Origin of the sequence: Uliginosibacterium sediminicola, from assembly GCF_039631295.1 — a bacterium.
In the GTDB taxonomy this organism is placed as follows: Bacteria; Pseudomonadota; Gammaproteobacteria; order Burkholderiales; family Rhodocyclaceae; genus Viridibacterium; species Viridibacterium sediminicola.
Map to the genome: position 1 here is coordinate 63813 of NZ_JBDIVE010000004.1, position 21628 is coordinate 85440.

13 protein-coding genes are annotated in these 21628 nt (G+C 63.2%); 6 read left to right on the forward strand and 7 right to left on the reverse strand.

Annotated features, from left to right (window positions below; genetic code table 11):
• The first annotated feature begins 23 nt into the window (after window positions 1-23).
• From ABDB84_RS09260 to ABDB84_RS09275, 4 genes are all read left to right on the forward strand, one after another.
• Window positions 24-2855 carry a M16 family metallopeptidase gene (locus ABDB84_RS09260; RefSeq protein WP_345919434.1) on the forward strand — a complete coding sequence of 944 codons (2832 nt, stop codon included), beginning with the start codon at window positions 24-26 and terminating at the stop codon, window positions 2853-2855.
• On the forward strand, window positions 2852-4519 hold the full coding sequence (locus tag ABDB84_RS09265; protein ID WP_345919435.1) for an ABC transporter ATP-binding protein/permease: 1668 nt from the start codon (window positions 2852-2854) through the stop codon (window positions 4517-4519). The genes ABDB84_RS09260 and ABDB84_RS09265 overlap by 4 nt, the downstream gene beginning before the upstream one ends.
• Window positions 4520-4800: 281 nt before the next feature.
• Window positions 4801-6810: a gamma-glutamyltransferase family protein gene (locus tag ABDB84_RS09270; protein WP_345919436.1), complete on the forward strand. Its 2010-nt coding sequence runs from the start codon at window positions 4801-4803 to the stop codon at window positions 6808-6810.
• Window positions 6811-7016: 206 nt separating this feature from the next.
• Window positions 7017-7937, forward strand: a complete 921-nt coding sequence (locus ABDB84_RS09275) for a tetratricopeptide repeat protein (RefSeq protein WP_345919437.1) — start codon at window positions 7017-7019, stop codon at window positions 7935-7937.
• Between the two features lie 5 nt (window positions 7938-7942).
• Here the strand turns inward: ABDB84_RS09275 and ABDB84_RS09280 are convergent, their stop codons facing one another.
• Entirely contained in the window at window positions 7943-9334 is a 1392-nt protein-coding gene (locus ABDB84_RS09280; RefSeq protein WP_345919438.1) for a glycoside hydrolase family 28 protein, read from the reverse strand.
• 540 nt (window positions 9335-9874) lie between these two features.
• On the opposite strand from ABDB84_RS09280, the gene ABDB84_RS09285 reads away from it, so the two are divergent.
• A complete protein-coding gene (locus ABDB84_RS09285; RefSeq protein WP_345919439.1) occupies window positions 9875-12307 on the forward strand; it encodes a pectinesterase family protein in 2433 nt (810 codons plus the stop codon).
• 13 nt (window positions 12308-12320) lie between these two features.
• On the opposite strand, the gene ABDB84_RS09290 is transcribed toward ABDB84_RS09285, so the two are convergent.
• The 4 genes from ABDB84_RS09290 to ABDB84_RS09305 all read right to left on the reverse strand — a co-directional run bounded on the left by ABDB84_RS09290 (window position 12321) and on the right by ABDB84_RS09305 (window position 17955).
• Entirely contained in the window at window positions 12321-13601 is a 1281-nt protein-coding gene (locus tag ABDB84_RS09290) for an HD-GYP domain-containing protein (protein WP_345919440.1), read from the reverse strand.
• A gap of 151 nt (window positions 13602-13752) precedes the next feature.
• On the reverse strand, window positions 13753-16188 hold the full coding sequence (locus ABDB84_RS09295; RefSeq protein WP_345919441.1) for a putative bifunctional diguanylate cyclase/phosphodiesterase: 2436 nt from the start codon (window positions 16186-16188) through the stop codon (window positions 13753-13755).
• Window positions 16189-16247: 59 nt separating this feature from the next.
• Window positions 16248-16688, reverse strand: a complete 441-nt coding sequence (locus ABDB84_RS09300) for a hypothetical protein (RefSeq protein ID WP_345919442.1) — start codon at window positions 16686-16688, stop codon at window positions 16248-16250.
• A gap of 10 nt (window positions 16689-16698) precedes the next feature.
• Window positions 16699-17955 (reverse strand): hypothetical protein, encoded by a 1257-nt coding sequence (locus tag ABDB84_RS09305; protein WP_345919443.1) that lies wholly within the window; start codon window positions 17953-17955, stop codon window positions 16699-16701.
• 346 nt (window positions 17956-18301) lie between these two features.
• On the opposite strand from ABDB84_RS09305, the gene ABDB84_RS09310 reads away from it, so the two are divergent.
• The gene (locus tag ABDB84_RS09310) at window positions 18302-19300 is read left to right on the forward strand and encodes an ABC transporter substrate-binding protein (RefSeq protein ID WP_345919444.1); all 999 of its coding nucleotides are present in this window, start codon (window positions 18302-18304) and stop codon (window positions 19298-19300) included.
• An 88-nt stretch (window positions 19301-19388) separates the two neighbouring features.
• Here the strand turns inward: ABDB84_RS09310 and ABDB84_RS09315 are convergent, their stop codons facing one another.
• Both ABDB84_RS09315 and ABDB84_RS09320 read right to left on the reverse strand, forming a co-directional pair.
• Window positions 19389-20348 (reverse strand): hypothetical protein, encoded by a 960-nt coding sequence (locus ABDB84_RS09315; protein WP_345919445.1) that lies wholly within the window; start codon window positions 20346-20348, stop codon window positions 19389-19391.
• A gap of 1 nt (window position 20349) precedes the next feature.
• Window positions 20350-21405: an isopenicillin N synthase family dioxygenase gene (locus tag ABDB84_RS09320; RefSeq protein WP_345919446.1), complete on the reverse strand. Its 1056-nt coding sequence runs from the start codon at window positions 21403-21405 to the stop codon at window positions 20350-20352.
• Window positions 21406-21628 lie beyond the last annotated feature (223 nt).

Genomic DNA, 21628 nt, shown 5'->3' on the forward strand with positions numbered 1-21628 from the left:
ACGGCGGACTGCGAGGACGCATCATGTTCAGTCTCCAGAACGCCCTGCGGGGCGTCATCCGTTTGTTCCTCTACGCCCTGCTGGGCAGCGCTGCGCTGGCCCAGGCGGCCGAACCGTTTGACTGGGATCCGCGCGTCGTGCGGGGCCAGCTCAGCAATGGTCTGTCCTATTACATCGTCGCCGGTGACAAGCTGGCCGGGCCGCGGGTCGCCATGCAGCTATTGGTGCGCGTCGGCTCTCTCGATGAGCGCGAGGATCAATCGGGCGTCGCCCACATGGTCGAGCACATGGTCTTCCACGCTTCAGCGCGCCATCCCGAGGGCTTGAGCAAGTACATGGAGAGTCTGGGCTGGCGCATCGGCACGCACTACAACGCGCAGACCAATTTCGAGCGCACGCTCTACATGCTCTCGCCGGAGAACCGCCCGGAGCGTATCGATGCGGCGCTCGATGTGCTGTCCCAGATGGGCGGTGCGGCGCAGATTCCCGCTGCCGGCTTGCAGAGCGAGCGCAAGGTCATCCTCGAAGAATGGCGCACCAAGCTGGGCCTGCGTGCGCGCATGGACCAGCAGCGGCGCGCGCTGCTGCGCGCCGGTTCGCTGTATCCGGAGCGGCCGACCATCGGCAGCGAGGCCAGCATCCGCACACAAACGGCCGAGTCCTTGCAGGCCTTCTACCGCGACTGGTACCGGCCGAACAACATGGCCTTGATCATCGTCGGCGACGTCGATGCGGCGGCCATCCAGCAGCGCATCGAAACTTATTTCTCCAGCTTGCAGGCGGCGCCGCTGCCGGCGCGCAACCCGCCTGATCCGCAACTGCAGGACAGCTTGCGCATCGCCCGCATGCAGGACGCCGAGAGCGGCAGCAGCCAGGTCGGCTGGGTGTTCCGCTTCGTGACCGACAATCGCCAGGACAGCGAGGGCCTGCGCCAGCGCATGATCGATCGCATCGCCGAGCGCGCCGTGCGCCGCCTGGCCCAGCGCCAGGCCAAAGATTTGCCGGCCGGCGTCGAATCGCTCAGCAGCAGCAAGGGGCTGCTGGGCAAGACCGTCGAGTCGCTCGGCTTTGCCGCCACGGTGGCGGTCGATGGCCACGCGGCCGGTCTGCAGCAGATCCTGCTGTTGCAGGAACGTCTGCGGCGCGATGGCGTGCGTGAGCAGGATGTCCGTCAGGAGATCGAGGAGCTGCAGCGCCTCAATGAAAAAGCCCTGAGCCAGCACGCCGCGCGCGACCAGTCGAGCTGGCTGCAAATACTCAGCGAGGCGGTGCAGGATGAGCGGGTGCTGCAGGCGCCGGTGCAAAAGCAGGCACAGATCCGCCAGATCATTGCCGGCCTGAGTCTGGCCGACATCAATGCGCGGGTACGCCAGTGGCTGTCCGCGCCGGACCGCCTGCTGTTCATGCTGGCGCCGGGGCTCAGCCCCCTGCAATTGCCCGATCAGGCCAGCGTGCTGGCTGCCCAGCAGGCGCTGCGCACGCGCAGCTTGCCGGCGCTGGCCGATTCGCCGGCCGCCGAAACCTTGGCTGAAGTGAGTTTGCCCGAAGCGAGCCTGCCGGAAGCCGGGCCGACGGCGGCGGTCTTGCAGGAAGAAGATCTGGGCCAGGGCGTCCTGCGTTGGACCCTGCCCAATGGCGACAAGCTGGTTTGGGATGCGCGCCCCGCCGGCGCGCCGTTGCGCTTCGTGGCCCGCTCGGCAGCCGGTTTCCGCCTGCCCGGTGCGCCGGCCTGGCAATGGCAGATGGCGGCCCAGCTCGGTGCTCAAGCTGATCTGCCCGGCCAGGCGGCCGGCACCCTGGCGCGCTGGGCGACACGCCAGACCCTGCAGCTCAACCAGAGTCAGGACGATCGCGGCTTGGTCTACAACGCGCAGACCAAGGCGGAGCTGCTGGAGCCGCTGCTGCAGCTCTACGTGGCGCGCCAGCAGAGCAGCCTGTCGGCCGCGGCCGTGCAAGCGGCCCGCCAGCAGCTGGCGCGTCAGCTGGCGCGCCAGACCGACAGCAGCAGTGATCGCATGGCGCGTGAGCTGAGTCGCCTGCGCTTTGGCCCCACGCCGCAGGATGCCGCACCCGACGCCGCCGCGCTGGCCCGCCTCGACACGCCGGCCGGCCTCGATGCGCTGCGTGAAAAGTGGCAGCTGCTGACTGCGCAGCCGACCACCTTCTTCCTCTCCGGGCCGAACGATGTGGCCACGGTCCGTCGTCTGGTGGAACGCTATCTGGCCACTTTGCCGCGCACGGCCACGCCGCTGGCATCGCAGCCGCTGCTGCAAGCTGCGGGCGCACGCAGTGCGCGGCTGGAGATCAGTCCGGAGCCGCAGGCCAGTGTGCGTGCCTTTGGCAGCCAGTCGCTGAACTGGTCGCCCGAGCGCGCCATGGCCGCCTCGGTGCTGGCGCGGGTGATCCAGCGCAGTCTGCGCGCCGAGCTGCGCGAGAAGGAGAGCGGCATCTACCGACTCAGCTTCAGCCTCAGCCTGGAGCCGCACAGCGGCCGGCTGGCCAGCGAGCTGTTCTTCACCACCGCGCCCGAGCGTGTCGACGCACTGTGGGCGATTGCGCACGGTGTGCTGGCCAAGCTGCCCGAGCAGCTCGATACGCGCCTCCTCGCCGAGGAGGTCGAACATGCGCGCAGCGCCGAGCGCGCGCGCCAGGGCGACGAGAGCACGCGCTTCCAGCGCTTGCAGCTCAGCTATGCGCAATACGGCGATGCGCGCTATCTGCAGAGCAGCACCCAGCTGGCCAGCACGCTGAGCGTGGACAGCGTGCGCGCCCTGGCGGCCGAGCTGGCGCTGACGCGTGATCTGGTGCTGGTGCAGATGCTGCCGCGTGCCGCGGGCGGGGAGGCGGCACGATGAGTGTGATGCGTGATTTCTGGATCCTGGCGCGACCCTTCTGGGTGCGTCGCGGCCACTACCTGGCCTGGCTGCTGCTGGCCAGCATCATCGCGCTGGGCTTGTTGCTGGTGCAGCTGAATGTGCGCTTCAGTTACTGGAACAAGGAGTTCTACGACGCGCTCGCCGCCTTCGACCGGCCGCGCTTGTACCCCTTGATGGGCCAGTACTGCCTGCTGGTGGGCGCCGCCGTGGTGATGTCGGTGTATCTGGACTGGTTGCGCAAGCTGCTGATCCTCAAGTGGCGTGAGCACATGACCGAGTCTTTGAGCCGCGCCTGGCTGAGCAACAATGTGTTCTACCGCCTGAGTCTCGCCGGCGAGCCGGACAACCCGGACCAGCGCCTGGCCGAGGACATCAACCTGCTGGTCACCGAAAGCCTGGATCTGCTGCGCTCCTTCATCAGCGCGGTGGCGCGCATCCTGTCCTTCTCGGTCTTGCTGTGGACCTTGTCGAGCGAGCTGAGCCTGCCCTTCGTCGACAGCCAGCTGCGCATTCCCGGCTACCTGTTCTGGTTCGCCATCATCTATGCCCTGATCGGCAGCCTGATTGCCGAGCGCATCGGTGCGATCCTGCAAGGCCTCAACTACACCCAGCAGCAGCGCGAAGCGGAATTGCGTGCCGACCTGCTGCGTCGGCGTGATCATGCCGAACAGATCTCGCTGTACGGCGGTGCCGCCCACGAACAGCGCCGCGTCATGCAGCGCTTTGCGGCGCTGGCGCTCAATTGGCGTCAGTTGATGAATCGCGAGCGTACGCTTGGCTTTTTCACCAGCAGCTATGACCGCATCAGCGGCCTGGTGCCGATCTTTGCCGCGCTGCCTTCGTTCATGAACAAGTCGCTCAGCCTCGGCGGCCTGATGCAGATCGAGACGGCCTTCAACCAGACCGCCTCGGCGATGAGCTGGTTCGTGCGCGCTTATCGCGCCATCGCCGAGTGGAAGGCGACGGTCCAGCGTCTGACCCAGTTCCGCATCGCTCTGGAAGCGGCCCGCGAGCCGCGCCAGCCACGCCAGGCCGCCAGCTTCGCCGCGCATCAACTGAGCGTGCACACGCCGGACGGCACGGTTCTGCTCGCGGGACTCGACTGGCAGATCGAGACGGCGGTGTGGACGCGCATCGAGGGGCCCAGCGGCATCGGCAAATCCACCTTGCTGCGCACCCTGGCGGGCGTCTGGCCGTATTACAGCGGCGACTTCAGCCAGCCACGCGGGCGCAGCCTGTTCGTGCCGCAGCGCGCTTATCTGGCCACCGATTCGCTGGCTGCGCTGCTGGCCTATCCGGCGCTGGACCTGCCCTCACGCGAGGCCATGCAGCAGGCTTTGTGCGACTGCGGTCTGGCCGCGCTGAGCACGCGTCTGGACGACGTGGCCGAATGGTCCGCGGTCTTGTCCGGTGGCGAACAGCAACGCCTGGCCATCGCGCGCGCCTTGCTGTTCGCGCCTGATTACCTGTTGCTCGATGAGGCGACCAGCCAGCTCGATCTGCCCGCGGCGCGTGCCCTGCTGTGCATGCTGCGCAGCCGGCTGCCACAGACCACGGTGATCGGCGTCACTCACCAGGACAAGCTGTCGTCCTTGTTCGAAAGGGTGATCGAGTTGCCGCAGCAAGCACCCGCAGCGCACTGAACGGCGGCGTGTCGGCAGGGCTTTGCAGCGCGTGCAGCAGGCGCGCTGCGAAGCCCTTTTTCTGTGCCTCCGCGTGCTCTGCAAGCGGGCGCAGCGCCCTGTGCTGGCGCTCGGTGTATAGGCGTGTATGTTTTTAATAAATTTGAGTCGGAAAGCGTTTCGAATTGATTCAAAGCTTTGGGTGACAGACTGTCATATAACAAAAAGTTTGCCTGCTTCTTGCTAACTGCAATTGCTTTTTATAAGCAATCGCAACTACATGCAGCAACCAAGAGGCAAACATGAATTTTCGCAGTCCAGTCAAACGCGGCATTTTGATCGTCAGCCCCATTCTGGTGGCGTTGTTGGCGGTCGTCGCGTGCAGCGGCAACAGTCCTGATACCACCACGCCCAGCTCTGCTTCATCCACCACATCGTCCACCGCCTGTACGGTCCTCAGCAACGACGGCACATCCGTTGTCGTCGGTTCCGGCCTGGCGGGTGACCCCGCTGCGCCCGAGCCGTCGTCCGGCTACCGCACCGGCAAGACCACGACGTATGCACGCAATTTCATGGTCACCAGCGCCAGTGCACTGGCCAGCAAGGCTGGTTGTGATGTGCTCGCCAAGGGCGGCGATGCGGCCGATGCGGCGATTGCCGTGCAAGCCGTGCTCGGCCTGACCGTGCCCGAAGCCACCGGCATCGGCGGTGGCGCCTTCATGCTCTACTACGATGCCAAGAACAAGACCGTGCAAGCCTACGACGGTCGCGAAACGGCGCCGGCTGCAGCCACCGAAAACTATCTGCGCTATGTCGACGACAGCAGCGACCAGACCACCCCCAAGCCCAGCGCTCGTGCCAGCGGTCGTTCGATCGGCACGCCGGGCGTGCTGCGCATGCTGGAGCTGGCCCACACCGACCACGGCAAGCTGGCCTGGAAGGACATGTTCACAGATGCCGTCTCGCTGGCCAACAAGGGCTTCCCGATCAGCTCGCGCCTGGCCGATGCGATCTCTGCCAACCGCGCCAGCCTGCTGCGCGACCCCGATGCGCTGGCTTACTTCCTCAACGCCGATGGTTCAGCCAAGACGGTCGGCACGACCTTGACCAACCCGGCGTACGCCACGACCCTGCAAGCCATTGCCGACGGCGGCGCCAAGGCTTTCTACACCGGCACCATCGGCCAAGCGATTGTCGACAAGATTGCGGTCACGACGGGCGCCGATGCCTCGGTGATCACCCCGGGCAAGACCACCCTGGCCGACCTGGCGGCCTATGAGGCCAAGCGCCGCACGGCGGTCTGTTCGACCTATCGCAGCTACTACGTCTGCGGCATGCCGCCGCCGTCTTCGGGTGGCATCGCGGTAGCGCAGACGCTGGGTATTCTTGAAACCTTCGACTTGGGCACCAGCAGCTTCGCGCCGACCGCTTACGACAACGAAGGCGGCAAGCCCTCGGTGCTGGGCGTGCACGTCATCTCCGAAGCCGAGCGGCTGGCTTATGCCGACCGTGACAAATACGTGGCGGACACCGATTTCGTGCCCCTGCCCGGCGGCAACTGGAATGCCATGCTGAGCAAGTCTTATCTGACCGGCCGCGCCGGCCTGATCAGCCTTGCCAAGAGCATGGGCACGGCGACGGCCGGCACCTTCAACACCACCACGGCACTGGCGGTGGACAAGACGGTCGAGCACGGCACCAGCCAGTTCACCATCGTCGACAAGAGCGGCAATGTGCTGACCATGACGACCACGGTGGAGTCCAGCCTCGGCTCCTTCCACTTCACCAAGGGCTTCATCCTCAACAACCAGCTGACCGACTTCTCGGCCACGCCGAGCGACACCAATGGTGCGATTGCCAACCGTGTGCAGCCGGGCAAGCGTCCGCGCAGCTCGATGGCGCCGACCCTGGTGTTCAAGAAGAGCAGCGACAACGGCATGGGTGACTTCGTGATGGCCACCGGCTCGCCGGGCGGTTCGACGATCATCCAGTACGTGGTCAAGACCCTGGTGGCCAGCCTCGATTGGGGTCTCGATGCGCAGCAAGGCACCAACATGATCGACTTTGGCGCCAGCAACAGCGCCACGACCAGCCTGGGCGGCGAGCATCCGAACCTCAACACCGCCAACAGCGGCGCCAACGACAGCCTGATCGTCGGCCTCAAGGCGCTCGGTCACACGGTGTCGACCAGTGCGCAGACCAGTGGCATCGGCACCATCATGCGCGCCACCGTCAAGGGTGAGAGTGTGTGGGCCGGCAGTACCGACCCGCGTCGTGAAGGCGTAGTCCTCGGCGACACCTTCAAGCCCTGATCGAATTCGGTCTTGTCGATCAGCCCTGCAGCGCTTCGGCCTGCAGGGCTTTTTTCATCCTCTGTTTGCGTCCATTTGCTGCTGTCGACATTTGCTTACATATCGACAAGAAGCTGAGAGGCATTCGCCATCATCCGGGTGTTTGATTGAGCTTCGCGGAGAGTCCGCTGGCGCGCCCGTTCGCGCCAAGCCAACGGAGGATGCAGATGAACAAGCTGGGACGTGTGACAACGCTATTGCTGGGTGTGCTGATGAGCGCGGCCGTCTGGGCGGCCGACCCTGGCATCCACGAAATTTATCAGGCCGCTGACGCCGGCAATCTGGGCCAGGCGCAGCAGATGATCGCGCAGGTGCTCAAGGACCATCCGAACAGTGCCAAGGCGCATTACGTCGACGCCGAGCTGCTGACCCGCCAGCATCAGCTGAGTCAGGCGCGGGCCGAGCTGGCGACGGCGGAAAAGCTCGATCCGGGCCTCTCGTTCGCCAAACCCGCTGCCGTGCAGGCGCTGCGCGCGCGCCTGCAGCCGGCCAGCCATGTGCAAAGTTTCACCACACCGACGGCCTACGATGGCCCTGCCTACACGCGCAGCAGTCCCAGCCTGCCCTGGGGCAGCATCATCGGCATACTGGCCTTGCTGAGCATCGCCTTTCTGCTGGCGCGTGCAATGTTCCGCCGCACCGCACAGCCTGAGTCTGTCGTCACACCAGCCTATGGTGCCCCGAGCTATGGCACGCCGGCTTACGCGGGTGGGGGCTATGCCCAACCGGGCTATGCGCCTGGCTATGCTCCGGCGCCTGCTGCGCCCGCGGCTGGTTTCGGAGCAGCTGCGGGGGGCGGTCTCGGTTCGGGCATTCTCGGCGGGCTAGCCACAGGCGCAGCGGTCGGCGCCGGCATGGTGGCGGGCGAGGCCTTGATGCATCGCGTACTCGATGGCGGCCACGCCAGCAATGTCGGCAACAGTCTGGCGGGCAATGCGCAGGCAGGCTACTTCGACGACACCGCGCAATACGTCGACTCGCTCACCCAGTACGACATGGGTGGGCAGGACTTCGGCATCCAGGATACCGCCAGCTGGGATGACAACAGCTCGCTCGCCAGCGGTGGCGCTGGCGATGACTGGAGCTAGGCGGATTATTTGAGGATCTGCCCGCCCTTCTGCAAGATCAGGTTCTCACCCTTGCGCGCCTTGATCTGGCTGGACACGCTGCGCAGGCTGGCATTACGCACCAGCATGCCGCGCTCGGCTTCGATCTTCACATTGTCGAAGCTGATGCCCTCAAGCGGCGCTTCCGGCACGCCGACGATGTAAGCGGCCGCCTTGCTCTCGCCGGTCGAGAGCAGATTGCTGATCTTGATGTTGCTGAAGTGCGGTGTCTTGGCGACATCAAAGGCAACGGCCGGGTCCGAGTCGGCCGGGTAGAGCTGGTCGCCGACGACAAAGCCGCCTTCGGCCAGCGCGCGTGCGAGTTCCGCCGCATCATCCGGCGCGCCCTTGTAGTAACCGGAGAGCACCAGGGGCACGCCGACATCCACCATCCGCGTGTCGCGGTAGGTCACGTTGCTGACCTTGCCGCCCTTGCCGCGCGGGCTCTTGATGCGCAGGCCGTACATCGAACCTTCGAAATTGTTGTGCTCGACCAGTACATTCGACACACCGCCCGCGGTTTCACTGCCAATCGAAATGCCACGACCGCCCTTGAGCGTGTTGTATCCGACATAGATATTGCTGGTCACGCCATCGGGATAACGCGGGTCAAGCTTTTCGGCCTTGATCGCCACGTGGTCGTCGTTGCAGTCGATGAAGTTGTTGGTGATGCGCACATTGCGGCTGTCGATCGGATCGATGGCATCGGTGTTGGGCGCAAATGCGGGGCTGATGATGCGCGTGCCGTTCACGTCGACGTCTTCCGAGTAGCGCATCACGACGTGAAAACTGGGCGAGTTGGTGAGCGTCACGCCCTCGACCAGGATGTTGCGGCTGTTCTTGATGTAGATGAGGCGCGGGCGATCCGTCGAGCTGCGCTTGGCCGGCGTCTCGCGCACATTGGCGCGCCAGCGCTCCCACCACACCGCGCCTTGCCCGTCGATGCTGCCCTGGCCGCTGATGGCGACATTTTGTGCATTGTCGATGCTGATGAAGGGCAGCCAGCCGTTCTCTGCCTCGGCGCTCTTGTTGTCGCGGGTCGCGCGGTAGCTGGCTTCGACGGTGGACGCGACAATCGTCGACCCCTTGTCCAGTTGCAGGCGGATATTGCTTTTGAGCATCAGCGGCGCGACCAGGTAGTTGCCGCGCGGCACGCGCACGGTGCCGCCGCCAGCGGCTGCACAATCATCGATGGCGCGCTGGAAGGGCTCGGTATTGAGCAGGATTTGCTGGCGTTCGCCATTGGCGCCGTAGGCGCTGACATCGCATACCTTGGCGGGGATCTGGATATTCGTGCTTGCGGCAGCATCCGTGAAAGTGGCGACGCTCAGCAGTGCGATGCAGCCGCCGACAATCGATGCCGGCTTGATCTGGGACATGAAAACTCCTTTGTGTGTACGAGGTGTATCTGAGCGCTGCGAGGTCTTGTTGACACGCTCGGCGCCCGGCTTTGTTCTCTGCTCATCATATAAGCTGGCCGGATCTTAGATTTGCGCTACCTTAAGTGTCAACGCAGCTTTGGCGATCCAGCGTGCAGCGGCAACGCCTCTAAACGCCAATATCTATGCGGTTTTCAGCGCGATATGGCAAGTTCTAGGCCGTTACGGGTAAACATTTAGGGGTTCGGATTGTTTGACAGCCGTGTTTCGATTTTCATAGCATTCGGCACACTTGTATGACGACTGATGAGATTGCGCCAGGCGCTCAGTTTTTCCCATCTGTGGTCGATTTCCAGGCAAGCCTATCCGTAGGCCAATGCGCTGGATCAGGTCAAACGCCTTTACGATGTTTTCGGCCCCAGGCGCTTGATGTAGGGCACCGATTGGCCGATCGCTTCGCCGCTGTTGGTCTGGCCATTCGGCTTGCAGGCATAGCGCTGCGCTCGGGCAGGAACGCACTCAGATCTTGAAAGGCACACCATGTTTTCGATGATTCGCCATCGTTTCGCCGTCCTGCTGGCCGCCAGCGGCTTGCTTGCCGCCTGCGCTGGAAACCAGGCCACGGCGCCACAATTACCGCCGGCGGCGGCCAGCGCGAAGGTGGCGGCGCCCGGGTGTGCGCCGGGCGTGTGGTTCTGCGAAGACTTCGAGGCTGAGCCGAACGCGCGCTGGGATTGGCTCCCGCCAGGTGCGGGGGCCAGCATCGGTACTGCCAATGGCACAGCCGTTGTCGAAAAAGAAGGTCGCAATACCGTGCTGCATTACGAGGCGGGCAGCAGCAAGGGCGTGGTTGCCGCGATCAAGGACACGGCTTTTGCTGCGGTGGCGGCCAAACACACGGCGGACTACTACGTCGAGGCGAAAATCCGCCCGCTCAGCAATAGCAGCAATAACAAGTTCGTCTGCCTGCTCGGCCGCTACCAGGATGTAAACAACTGGTATGGCGGGTGTCTGAATGTGCAGAACGGATCGAACTCCAAGGTCGAATTCCACAAGGCCAATGCTGGCAAGTGGTTCCGTGCGCGGCAGTTCAATCCGCGCACCATCGTCAATGACAAGTGGTACACGCTGCGCATGGAAATGAAGGGCGACAATCTGACTTTCTACATTGACGACGACTTCGTGGGTTCCTTTGTCGATGCGAGCATCAAGGCGCCCGGCAAGATCGGCCTGTGGCTCGACAACCGCTCCTTCGTGATCGACGACATCCAGGTCGGCGATGCCAACATCAAGCCGGTCTTGCTGTCGATCACGCCCGATACGGCGTGGACCAGCGAAGTCGGCGGCGCGGATCGCGAAGTGGAGGTGTCCGCCAGCAAGTCGGACGGCAGTCCCGACGGCTATACGCTCAGCGTCAGCGATCCGCGCGTGCTCAGCGTCGTTCAGCGCGGCAACAAGGTCTTGCTGCACGCCGTCGGCGCGGGCAATGCGACGCTCAGTTTCACCAGCCAGGCCAATCCAGCCCTGCGCAAGCAGATTGCTGCGAGCATCGAGCCGGCATTCGTATTGCCCACGGCACGCTATGCGCCATTCAGCAGTGAGCCGGCGGCGGGCAGTCGCGGCGCTTACATCGATCAGCGCCTGAGCCTCCGCTTTGACGGTCCGTTCAGTCTCAGCGGCAAGGGCTCGGTGCGCATCTTTGACGCGCAGGATGACCGTCTGGTCGACGTGATCAAACCACGCAGCGAGTCCAATGCCATCGGTCCCTCGGCGGATCAGTTCTATCGCGGCCTGAGCATGCCCCTGCTCCAGGTGGACGGCAACACCCTGCACGTACGGCCTCACGCCAACACGCTGCAATACGGCAAGACGTATTACGTGGCGATTGCCGAGGGCACCGTGCTGGGCGCCAGATTGGCGGGGCAGGACTTTGTCGGCCTGGGCAAGACGGCTGGCTGGCGTTTCGAGACGCGTGCCGCACCGGCCAAGGGGCTCACCACGCTGCGCGTTGATGATGATGGCGAGCAGGCTGATTTCCGCAGTCTGCAGGGCGCACTCAACTACGCCATGCAGAACCTGGCCAAGGAGACGCCGGTCCGCATCAAGCTCATGAATGGCCGTTACGAAGAGCCGCTCTACCTGCGTGGCAAGGACAATGTGAGCATCGAAGGCGAGAGTCGCGACCAGACGGTGATTGCCTTCGAGAACTATGAATCGCTCAATGGCGGGTCTGGCGCAGGCAGTCCGGGTGCCGCGAGCCGCGCTGGCGGCGGCCGCGCCCTCTTCCTGGTCGAGCAGTCCGATCTGCTGAGCCTCTCGAACATGAGCCTGCACAACACGCACATCAAGCGCAACGGCATCAATAACCAGGCCGAGACGCTCTATTTCAATGGCAGCACGCAGCGCCTGATCGCCCGCGACATGAACTTCATCAGCCGCCAGGACACGCTGCAGCTCAATGCCTACAGCTGGTTCTACAACAGCCTGATTGCGGGGGATGTGGACTTCATCTGGGGCAGCGCCAAAGCAGCGCTGTTCGAGAACAGCGAGATCCGCACCGTGGTCGATTCAGCCGATGCCACGCGCGGCAGCTACATCGTGCAGGCACGCGTGCTGTCACCGACAGACAAGGGCTATGTATTCCTGCGCAGTCGCCTGACGCGCGAAGCCGGCGTGCCAGATGGCTTGACGACACTGGCGCGCAGCGCCGGGGTGCCGGCTTATTTCGACAATGTGCTCTATCTCGATTGCCAACTCGACGCGCATATCGCGCCCGCCGGCTGGTGGGTAGATCCGATCCCCAACCCTGACAAGGCGAGTGCGACACTTGGCTGGCGCGAGTTCGGCAGCACGGCGAGCACAGGCTTGAAGCTTGATGCACGGGTCGGTGCAGCACGCCGCCTGAGCGCCGCCGAAGCCGCGCCGTATCTGAGCCGCGAACAGGTGTTTGCGGCGATCGGCTGGGTGCCCTAAGGCGGCTGGCAGCCTATTGCGCCTGCGTGAAGTAGGACGAGCGGCTGCGCGGATTGAGGTAGGACACTACTTCCAGCGACAGCGCCGATTTGCTCAGCGCGCTCTCGATGGCGACATCCGCTTCCTCGGACAGGTCCAGCACGATGGCGTCGCGGCGCGGCACGCTACCGTCATAAACCATCACCGTCGGCTTGAGCGGCTGTTCGGTGTTCACCGCAACGACCACGCCCTGCGTCCCGTTGTTGAGGGCGACCAGGGTGCCGGGCGGATAGATGCCCATGCAGCGGATGAACTGGCTGATCACGATGGGCGAGTATTCCTTGCGGCGCTTGGCGTACATCAGCTTGAGCGCCTCGTGCGGATTCATCGCCAGCATGGGATTGAGCGGATTGCACAGATTGTCGAAATCATTGACCACGCAGACGATGCGCGCACCCATGCAGATCGCTTCGTCCTTGAGCTTGTTCGGGAAGCCGCTACCATCGGCGCGTTCGTGATGCTCGGCGATGATCTGCAGCACGGCCGGCTCCAGACCGATGCGCCCACCGACCTCGACACCCAGCGGCACATGCTGGTTGAGCGCACGCTGTTCATGCGGCGAGAGCGGCGGAAACTTGTGGGTGATCGAGTTCGAAATCAGCGTCTTGCCCAGATCATGAAAGATGCAGCCCAGGCCCAGCGCCTGCAGGTCTTCACCTTGCAGGCCGAGCTGCTGGCCGATGACCAGACCGAGCACCATCACGTTCATGGCATGGTCATACACTTCACCGGAAGCCAGCTTGTTGTTGACCAGGCTGATCGTCACCTGGCGATCATTGATCGATGTCTGGATCAGGTTCTTCACCATCGCGCTGGCCCGCTCGATGGACTCTTCGGGCTGCGCGTAGATGTTGAGCTGGATCGAACGCATGTCCTTGGCCGCCGTGCGGAAAGCCTTCTCGCATTCGTCGATGGCCTGGTGATGCGCCTTGATGCGCGCCAAGCGTTCCATCTTGGCCTGATTGACTTCGTGTGCAGCGTGCGCTTCGCTCTCCTCGCTCAGTTCAGCGGGCTCGGCTTCCTGCGCACGTGAAGCACTCGTACGGGCAGCGGGCAGCGGGCAGCTGCTGCGACCCGGGTCCACACGGACACGCTTGAGCCCCAGCGCTTGCAGAGCCTGCAGCTGCTCCGGGGTCTTGATGCGGAAACGGTTGAAAGGGAAGGGGTGTTCAACCCAGTCCAGATCGAGCTCGATGAACAAGCCCACGCACAATTTGTCGGCGTCGATGTATTGCGGATTCCCAGCGCCTGGCATGATGTTTTTTGAGTCGTATGGACGCTTTGCAGCATCGTATTCAGTGAGTGATCGCCCGTTCGTATGTAGTTCGCGGGGATGCAGCATTCTAAGAGAATTTTGCGGCGCCGCAGCTTGATGGCTGCGCTAATTTTGCTGCACAGACCACTGTTCAGACCGGCTGCTGTGGAGACGGAGCCACGCTGCCGGAGGGCATGCCGTGCCGTGCCATCCAGCTCTGATAAAAAGCCATCCAATCGGCAGCGGGCAAGGGCTTGCTGATGAGGTAGCCCTGGGCCTCGTTACAATCGAGCGCGCGCAGGGTCTGCAGCTGATTTTCGGTTTCCACCCCTTCGGCAATCACCTCGAGACGCAAGGTCTTGCCCAGCTGGATGATGGCGCGGATGATTTCCAGACTCTCGGCATTGACGCCGATATCACGCACGAAAGACTGATCAATCTTCAGCTTCTCGACCTTGAACTGCTTGAGGTAGCTGAGGCTGGAATAGCCGGTGCCAAAGTCGTCGATGGCCAGTTTGACGCCCAGGCTCTTGAGCTGCTCGATGGTCGAGATGGAATGGCAGATGTCATTGAGCAGGCCGGATTCGGTGAACTCAAGTTCCAGGTAGTGCGCCGGAAAACCGGTGCCGTAGAGGATCTCCTCCACCAGGCCGAGAATGTCGCCGTTGTTGAATTGCTGCGCCGAAACATTGACGGCGACAACAAAGGGCCCAAGGCCGGCATCGAACCACTGCTTGCCCTGGCGACAGGCTTCCTCAATCACCCAGCGGCCAATCGGCACGATCAGGCCCGACTCTTCGGCCAGCGGGATGAAGCGCGCCGGTGATATTTCGCCTTGTTCCGGATGGCGCCAGCGGATCAGCGCTTCGGCGCCGACGATGGCCTTGGTCTCGATATTGATCTGCGGCTGGAACACCAGGCGGAACTCGTCGTTTTCGATGGCTGTTCCCAGCAGTGCCTTGAGCTTGAGTTTGTCCAGCGCGTCGACATTCATGTCTTCGGTGAACTGCCGACAGGTATTCTTGCCGGCCGCCTTGGCAGCGTACATGGCCGCATCGGCGTTCTTGAGCAGGGTGTCGAAGTCCTTGCCATGTTGCGGGAACAGGGTGATGCCGATACTCGCGGAAATGCCCAGAGCATGACCTTCGATCTCGAAAGACCTGGCCAGCGCTTCGAGTATGCCCGCGGCAATGCGCAACACCACGGCTTCGTCGGCCACGTTCGGCAGGATCACCAGGAACTCATCACCGCCCTGGCGCGACACCGTATCGGTTTCGCGGACTTGCTGCTTGAGGCGCTCGGCGGCGATCTTCAGCAGCTGGTCACCGGCTTTGTGGCCGAAGGAATCATTAACGTACTTGAAGTTGTCCAGATCGATGTAGAGCAGGGCGACACCGGTGCCGTCGCGTCGCGCCGTGGCGCTGGCATGCTGGAAGCGGTCCAGGGTCAGCACCCGGTTGGGCAGATTGGTCAGCGTGTCGTGATGGGCGAGGAACTCGATGCGCTGCAGCGCCAGGCGATGCTCGGTGATGTCGGAGAAGATCGCCACATAGTTGGCGATGGCGCCGCCGTTGTCGCGCACGACGCTGATGCTGTACCAGTAGGGCCGGATCTCGCCTTGCTTGTCACGGTTCCACAGCTCGCCCTTCCAGTGCCCGGTGCCGAGGATCGAGGCCCACATCTGCGCGTAGAAGTCCTTGTCATGGCGGCCCGAGGCAATGAAGTTGGGCGATTGGCCAACGGCTTCATCCGTGCTGTAGCCAGTGATCTGGCTGAAGGCTTCATTGACGGTGACGATGCGATTATCGGCATCGGTGATGATGATGCCTTCCTGGCTGTGCTCGAACACCGCGGCTGACAGGCGGGTGCGCTCGTGCAGCACCTGCGCCAGATGCATTTCGTGCTTGAGTTGCAGCGCGCTGCGAAAGCGCCCCAGCAGCGCATTGATGTCCAGCACCAAGCGGCCCAGCTCATTGTCTTCGTGGTGCAGGGGCTGGCCGAGCATGCCGCCTTCGGCTGCATCGAGGGCATGCAGCTGGTCGGAAATGTTTTTCACCGGCTGGATCACCAACACGCCGATGGATAGCGCCACGGCGCCGACCAGGCAGCAGGCGAGGGCGACCATCATGCCCGCACCGTAGCGCACCATGCGTTCGATGCGGCGATTGATCTCCGGCCAGTTCGGGGTCAGGCGGACCTGACCGACTTCCTCACCTTCGTTGAAGGGTGAAGAGACCTGGCGCGTGATGCTGCGCTGGATGTCGGCCGCCGAAATCTGCGCATCAGGGCGCGTAGCCAAAGCCAGTACGGAGTTGCCGGCACTGATGCTGACGCGGGCCACCGCGCTGCTTTTGAGGAAAGACTGCGCGGTTTCGTTGGCCAGGGTCACGTCCTGGGCAAAGCAGGCGATGCTGGCCATCGAGCTCATTGCATCGATCAGCTCATCCAGGCTTGCACGCGCTTGCTGCTCCATCTGCCGCTGGGTGATCGACAGGGTGATCATGATGAACAGCGCGGCCGTCAGCACGGCCGTGCCGCCAACAATCAGCAGCGTACGCAGGCGCAGGCTGTTACGCAGGGAACGCATGTTCAGCCGTGTGCGCAATGGTCTCCGGGGCATCTCTCAAACCCCTCGTCGATAGGGCTTCAATTGTTCACGCCCCCAACGCTGAAGACGATGCGTACCCGCGAGGAGTTGACGTCCTTGCGCTCAACGTAGGCAATAGCGCCCGGATTGGTGCTGACTTGCTGGACCGCATCGAGCGCAGAGAGCGCCAGACGCGGTGGCGAGGTATTACCCGCAAACACCAGGCGCGCCCAGTAGGCATCCATCTGTTCAAGGTCCTTGTTGACCAGATTGCGATAGAACAGCGCCTTGTCCGGTGAGGAGGCTGGCAGGTCGAGCGGCACGGCACTCTGGCCATTGCTGTATTCGCGATTGCGACCGAGGAAGATATTGATCACCTGGGCCTTGCTCAGCTGCTCGACGCCCGCCGCCGCATTGACGATCACCACCAGCTGCGCTCTGGCCGGAAGTGCCAGGCATAACAGGGCGATCAGCAGGGCGGCGCGGAGCAGGCTGTACATTGCGTGCGCCTCAGAACAGGAAGTCCAGCGTGACACTGAACACATCCGTCTTGCCATTCCAGCTTGCTGAAGGATGTGACACCAGGAAGCGCGAACGCGGCTTGCCACGCACGGCGTCCCATTGCAGCTTGAGCGCCAGATTGCGTTGCAGGTCCCAGCGCAGGCCGGTCGTGAAGGTATGCTGCTGCAGGGTGCTGCTGGCAATCACTGATTCGTAGGCTTCGTTGACTGCCGCAAAGGCCGCCGTGTCCGGCAGCCCCGAGCTGCTGTAGCGGCGATTGCTGTGCACCTGCGAATAACCGAGGTAGGGCGTCAGCGAATGCACCCGGTAGCCCGCGAGGAAATACGCCGCCGTCGAGTTCTGAAACAGATTGGTCTGGTGGCGGATGTAGTTGAACATCGCCTGCAGCAGCAGGGGGCCATCGTCATAGACAAAGCCAGCGGAATAATAGGTGCTGTTGGTGCCCTTGGTACCCAGTGCATTGGCGGCGGTGATCGCCGTGTCATAGCCATAGGCTGTGCCGATCTGCCGCAAGGTCTGGTCGAAACCGGCCAGGTCGTGGTTGTGCGAGAAACGCAGATTGGTGACACTGCCGCGCAGCTGCAGGGCGTCCATTTGCGTGCTGAGGATGATGCCGGCGATCTTCGAGCCGCTGGTGTCCCACATGCCCAGTGCCGAGGGAGCTTGCTCATGCAAGCGCCCGGCGAACAGCTTGGCCTGCAGGACCTGGGATTCGAGTGGAAAGCTCAGGCTGATGTCGGCGCCGTCCATCGCCGAGAAGAACAGTTGACCGAAATACTCGACCGGCGGCCTGACCGGCAGGTAGGAGTAGCCGATGCTGCGCGAGTCGGCGAACATCAGGAAATCGGCACCGATGCGGCCGGCCCGGATTTGCGTGCGTGCATCGGGCGACCACTTGGCGAAGCCCAGTGACAGCTGGGGCGCGAAGCTGCCATCGGCGTGGTACTTGCTAAGCGCCTGCCCGACCAGCTCGATGCTGGGCGAGGCAAGCCAGTTGGCCTGTACGCCGAGGCTGCTGTCGATGCGCGGCGACCAGCTTGTTCCTGCACCGTGGGGTTGCGAGAGGTCGCGCGTGAACTGTGCCTCGCCATTGGTCGAGCGCGCCATGCCCAGCGTGCCGAAGCCGCGAATCGAGAATTCATCGCCCGCACTCTCGCCAGCACGCCCCGCAGGAGCATGGCAGGCCGCGACCAGGCCAAGGCCTAGCGCGAGCAGGCGGAATCGTGATGTGGCATGCAGGGGCATAAGCTTCTTGTTATCGGGTGACCGCTTCCGGGGTTTTGTCGCCCCGATGCAGATGCTGCCAGGGGCATGCAGCTTTCATCCTCTATCGGCCGGGCACGTCTCTTCTTGAGTCCCCATGCTCGCCGCCAGCACGCGCAGCCTGCACAGATAGAGTGCCGGGCACCTCGTTTAGCGGACTTCTCTGAGCCTGCCTGGTGCGCAAAGACCTCCCTGTGTTTTCAAAAAAATAGTTTGTAAACACCCACTTAATTGAAGACACAGGCTGTGGCACCGTTCATGCTTCGTTGTCGTGAGTATTACGTTTATCTGTATTGGTAATACGAAACCCGACAATGAGGAGTTCCCCGTGAATCACAAGTCCTTGAGTAGCACCTTGAAGTGTTTTGTCGCAAAACTGTTGTTCCCGGCGGCCCTCGCGGCCGCCTCGCTGGGCGCCCAGGCGGCGCCCCTGAAAGTCGGTTACAGCGACTGGCCGGGCTGGGTGGCCTGGCAGGTGGCGATTGAAAAGGGCTGGTTCAAGGAAGCCGGCGTCGACGTGAAGTTCGAATGGTTCGACTACTCCGCCTCGATGGAGGCCTTTGCGGCCGGCAAGCTCGACGCGGTGACGATGACCAATGGCGACGCCCTGGTCACCGGCTCGGGTGGCGGCAAGAGCATCATGCTGATGCTCACCGACTACTCCAACGGCAATGACATGATCTTCGCCAAGCCGGGCATCAAGTCGCTCAAGGATCTCAAGGGCAAGAAGGTCGCCGTGGAAGTCGGCCTGGTCGAGCACCTGCTGCTGGTCAATGGCCTGAAGAAAGCCGGCCTCAAGGAGAGCGATGTCACCCTGGTGAACGCCAAGACCAATGAAGTGCCGCAAGTCTTCGCCTCCAGCGATATCGCAGCCGGCGGCGCTTGGCAGCCGGTGTCAGGCGAAGCCCTCAAGGCGGTGCCGGGTTCGCGTCCGATCTATACCTCGGCCGATGAACCGGGCCTGATCTACGACGTGCTGGCGGTCAATCCGGGCAGCGCCAAGTCGCGCAAGGCCGACTGGGCGAAGATGCTCAAGGTCTGGGACAAGGTGGTGGCCTACATCAATGACCCGAAGACCCAGCCCGATGCGGTGAAGATCATGGCGGCCCGCTCGGGTGTGTCGCCGGCCGATTACCTGCCGCTCCTCAAGGGGACGCACTTCCTGAGCATCGAAGACGGCAAGAAGATCTACGTCAAGGGTAATGACTTCAAGTCGCTCTACGGCTCGACCAAGATCGTCAACGAGTTCAACGTGGCCAACAAGGTCTATCCGAAGGCGGAAAACATCGACTCCTATCTGGACCCGTCCTTCACGTTCGGCAAGTAAGCGAATCGGCCAGCTCAGCCGCGCCAGCGCGCAAGTGAGGTGGTCAACACTGCGTGCGGCGTGATGCATCTGCATCACGCCGCCGTGCTCAGTAGAGCTGTTGCAGGTAGCGGCCCAGGGTGGCGGCTTCCTGGCTGTACCAGGCCTGCGCTTCGGCTTGCCAGGGCGTGGTCGGCGAGAACGCCAGGCGCGTTTCCAGGGTATCGACGACAAATACGCGTTCCCATTCCCCGTGTTCGTCCGCAAAGCGCTGCACGAGGCTCGGTGTGCCATCGGCCTGATCCGGCCCGAAGGCGAAGCCCTCAAGCGAAAGCAGGGCCTGTCCCATGCGTCCCGGCCGGCTGCTGAGGATGACCTCGTAACCGCGCGACAGCGAGCCCTTGGCGACCGAGGTTTCAAAGTCGAGCAGCGCCGCCAGCTTGTCTTGTTGCCCGACTGCGGCCAGTACCTCGGGTTTGAGTGGCTGCGTGCTGTCGACGCTGTGCGCTCGGCCCAGCACCAGTGCGGCATAGTCGCCACAGACGATCAGACCACCGCCGCGATGGCGTCGCTGAGCCGTGGCGAGGCTGCGCTCTTCGAGCAGACGCAGACCGATCAGGGGGCCGGGCACCGAGGCCTGCAAGCGCCAGTCTTCGACATAGGCATTGCTGGGGCAGAACTCCATCATGCAGTTGCCGATGCGCTGCAGTTGGGCAGGCTCCGGCCAGCGGTTGTGGCGCTGCAGGGAGGCTTCTGCCGCGTGCCATTGCAGGATCCGGCCGTCCCAGCTCGAGGGCGCGAGCCAGCCCTCGTAATCGGCGAGGACCGCCAGCTCCGCCGCCGAGTACTCCGCCCAGGCCTTCTTGTGGATGACTTGGTCGCTCAGCTGCGGCAGGCGCAGATCGATGGTGAAGTTGCGGCTCTGCAGCCAGCAGACATGGGTTTTCAGGTCGCTACGGCCGTCCGCGAAGCTGATCGAGTAGCGTTTCCAGAATCCCATCATCCAGTCCGGCATGCCTTGCGGGGCACGCCAGGGGCGAGACGCGAGCAGTGTTTGCAGATTCATCATCTCACCTCGTCTTGGGGCCAAAGGAAGACAGCGGCAAGGCGCCATCGGGCAGCGCCAGCTCGCCCTGTTCCAGGCGCGTGCGCAAATACTTGAAGGTCTGCATCGTCTGCGCGTAGAGGTGCTGGCCGCAGATTTGCGGCGCGTAGTCGCTGTGACCGTCTGCGGGCAGCAATTCAGGCAGCGGCGCAATCACCGTGTCGTAGTCGCAGGCGCAGAACAGCGGGAATGAATAGCGCTCTTCGGGCACTTTGCGGACGCGGTGCTTGGTCGCCACGAAGCGGCCATTGGAAAGTATTTCCAGCATGTCGCCGATGTTGATCACGAAAGCGCCGGGCACAACCGGTGCCGGGATCCATTCATTGGCGCCGTTCTGCACTTCCAGCCCGCCGGTCGTGGGCAGCAGGATCGTGAAGCACTCGTAGTCCGTGTGTTCGCCGATGCCGGGCCGTTCAGCGGCAATCGCCGGGTTGTAGGGATAGTGGATCAGGCGCAGCTGGCTCGGCGGCGTGCTCACCAGGCGCAGCAGGTTGTCCTCTTCCAGACCGAGGGCCAGTGCGAAGCCGCGAAACAGCACACGGCTCAAGTCATAAACCGCTTTGTAGTAAGCGCTGACATGGGTTTTGAAGCCGGGAAACGCCGACCACTGATTGGCGCCGAGCATCGGCCGCTGCCTGGCCGCCTGCAGGTCGGCAGGAAACTCGCCCAGATCGAAGCCCACATCGTAGGCTTCCTTGAAGTCCGGCTTGGCGCCGTAGAACTGCTCTTCGCCCTGCGGGACATAGCCACTGTGATTGCTGGACTGGCCGATGTAGTCCTGCATCTTCGCGTCCAGGTCCTGCGCGAAATAGTCCTTGGTCAGCCTGAGCAGATTGTCGATCAGCGACTGCGGTACGGCGTGGCCGGTGACATAGAGAAAGCCGGCATCGCGGGCGGCCGTCCCGAGTTGTTCGGCGGCCTGCTGGCGGACCACGGGATCATCGGCATACAGCCCGCTGATATCGACGACAGGGAGCTGTTTGAAGTCAGTGTGTTTGGCTTTGGTGCTACTGCTCGGCATGAACGGTTCCTCTGGAAATGAGCTGGCCGTCCAGGGGTGTTCAGCGGGATGACCGAGGGGTCAGCGCTGTTCGGGTCGTCCCGAATGAGCATTGCAGTCAAGCAAATACTGCACCCAAGGCTGGCGGGAGTTCTTGTTTCATCGGCTGCTTTGCGGCGCTGTTCCTGCGCACGCGGGGCTGCTTTTGTAGCGCGTGGGGCGGCCTTGGTTTTGTGCGTCAAGC

What these genes read in the sequence shown, in the direction of transcription:
- ABDB84_RS09320 (WP_345919446.1), bottom strand. Translation starts at nt 21,405, where the DNA reads ATGCCGAGCAGTAGCACCAAAGCCAAACACACTGACTTCAAACAGCTC.
- ABDB84_RS09270 (WP_345919436.1), top strand. Translation starts at nt 4,801, where the DNA reads ATGAATTTTCGCAGTCCAGTCAAACGCGGCATTTTGATCGTCAGCCCC.
- ABDB84_RS09285 (WP_345919439.1), top strand. Translation starts at nt 9,875, where the DNA reads ATGTTTTCGATGATTCGCCATCGTTTCGCCGTCCTGCTGGCCGCCAGC.
- ABDB84_RS09275 (WP_345919437.1), top strand. Translation starts at nt 7,017, where the DNA reads ATGAACAAGCTGGGACGTGTGACAACGCTATTGCTGGGTGTGCTGATG.
- ABDB84_RS09280 (WP_345919438.1), bottom strand. Translation starts at nt 9,334, where the DNA reads ATGTCCCAGATCAAGCCGGCATCGATTGTCGGCGGCTGCATCGCACTG.
- ABDB84_RS09290 (WP_345919440.1), bottom strand. Translation starts at nt 13,601, where the DNA reads ATGCCAGGCGCTGGGAATCCGCAATACATCGACGCCGACAAATTGTGC.
- ABDB84_RS09265 (WP_345919435.1), top strand. Translation starts at nt 2,852, where the DNA reads ATGAGTGTGATGCGTGATTTCTGGATCCTGGCGCGACCCTTCTGGGTG.
- ABDB84_RS09295 (WP_345919441.1), bottom strand. Translation starts at nt 16,188, where the DNA reads ATGCGTTCCCTGCGTAACAGCCTGCGCCTGCGTACGCTGCTGATTGTT.
- ABDB84_RS09260 (WP_345919434.1), top strand. Translation starts at nt 24, where the DNA reads ATGTTCAGTCTCCAGAACGCCCTGCGGGGCGTCATCCGTTTGTTCCTC.
- ABDB84_RS09315 (WP_345919445.1), bottom strand. Translation starts at nt 20,348, where the DNA reads ATGATGAATCTGCAAACACTGCTCGCGTCTCGCCCCTGGCGTGCCCCG.
- ABDB84_RS09305 (WP_345919443.1), bottom strand. Translation starts at nt 17,955, where the DNA reads ATGCCCCTGCATGCCACATCACGATTCCGCCTGCTCGCGCTAGGCCTT.
- ABDB84_RS09300 (WP_345919442.1), bottom strand. Translation starts at nt 16,688, where the DNA reads ATGTACAGCCTGCTCCGCGCCGCCCTGCTGATCGCCCTGTTATGCCTG.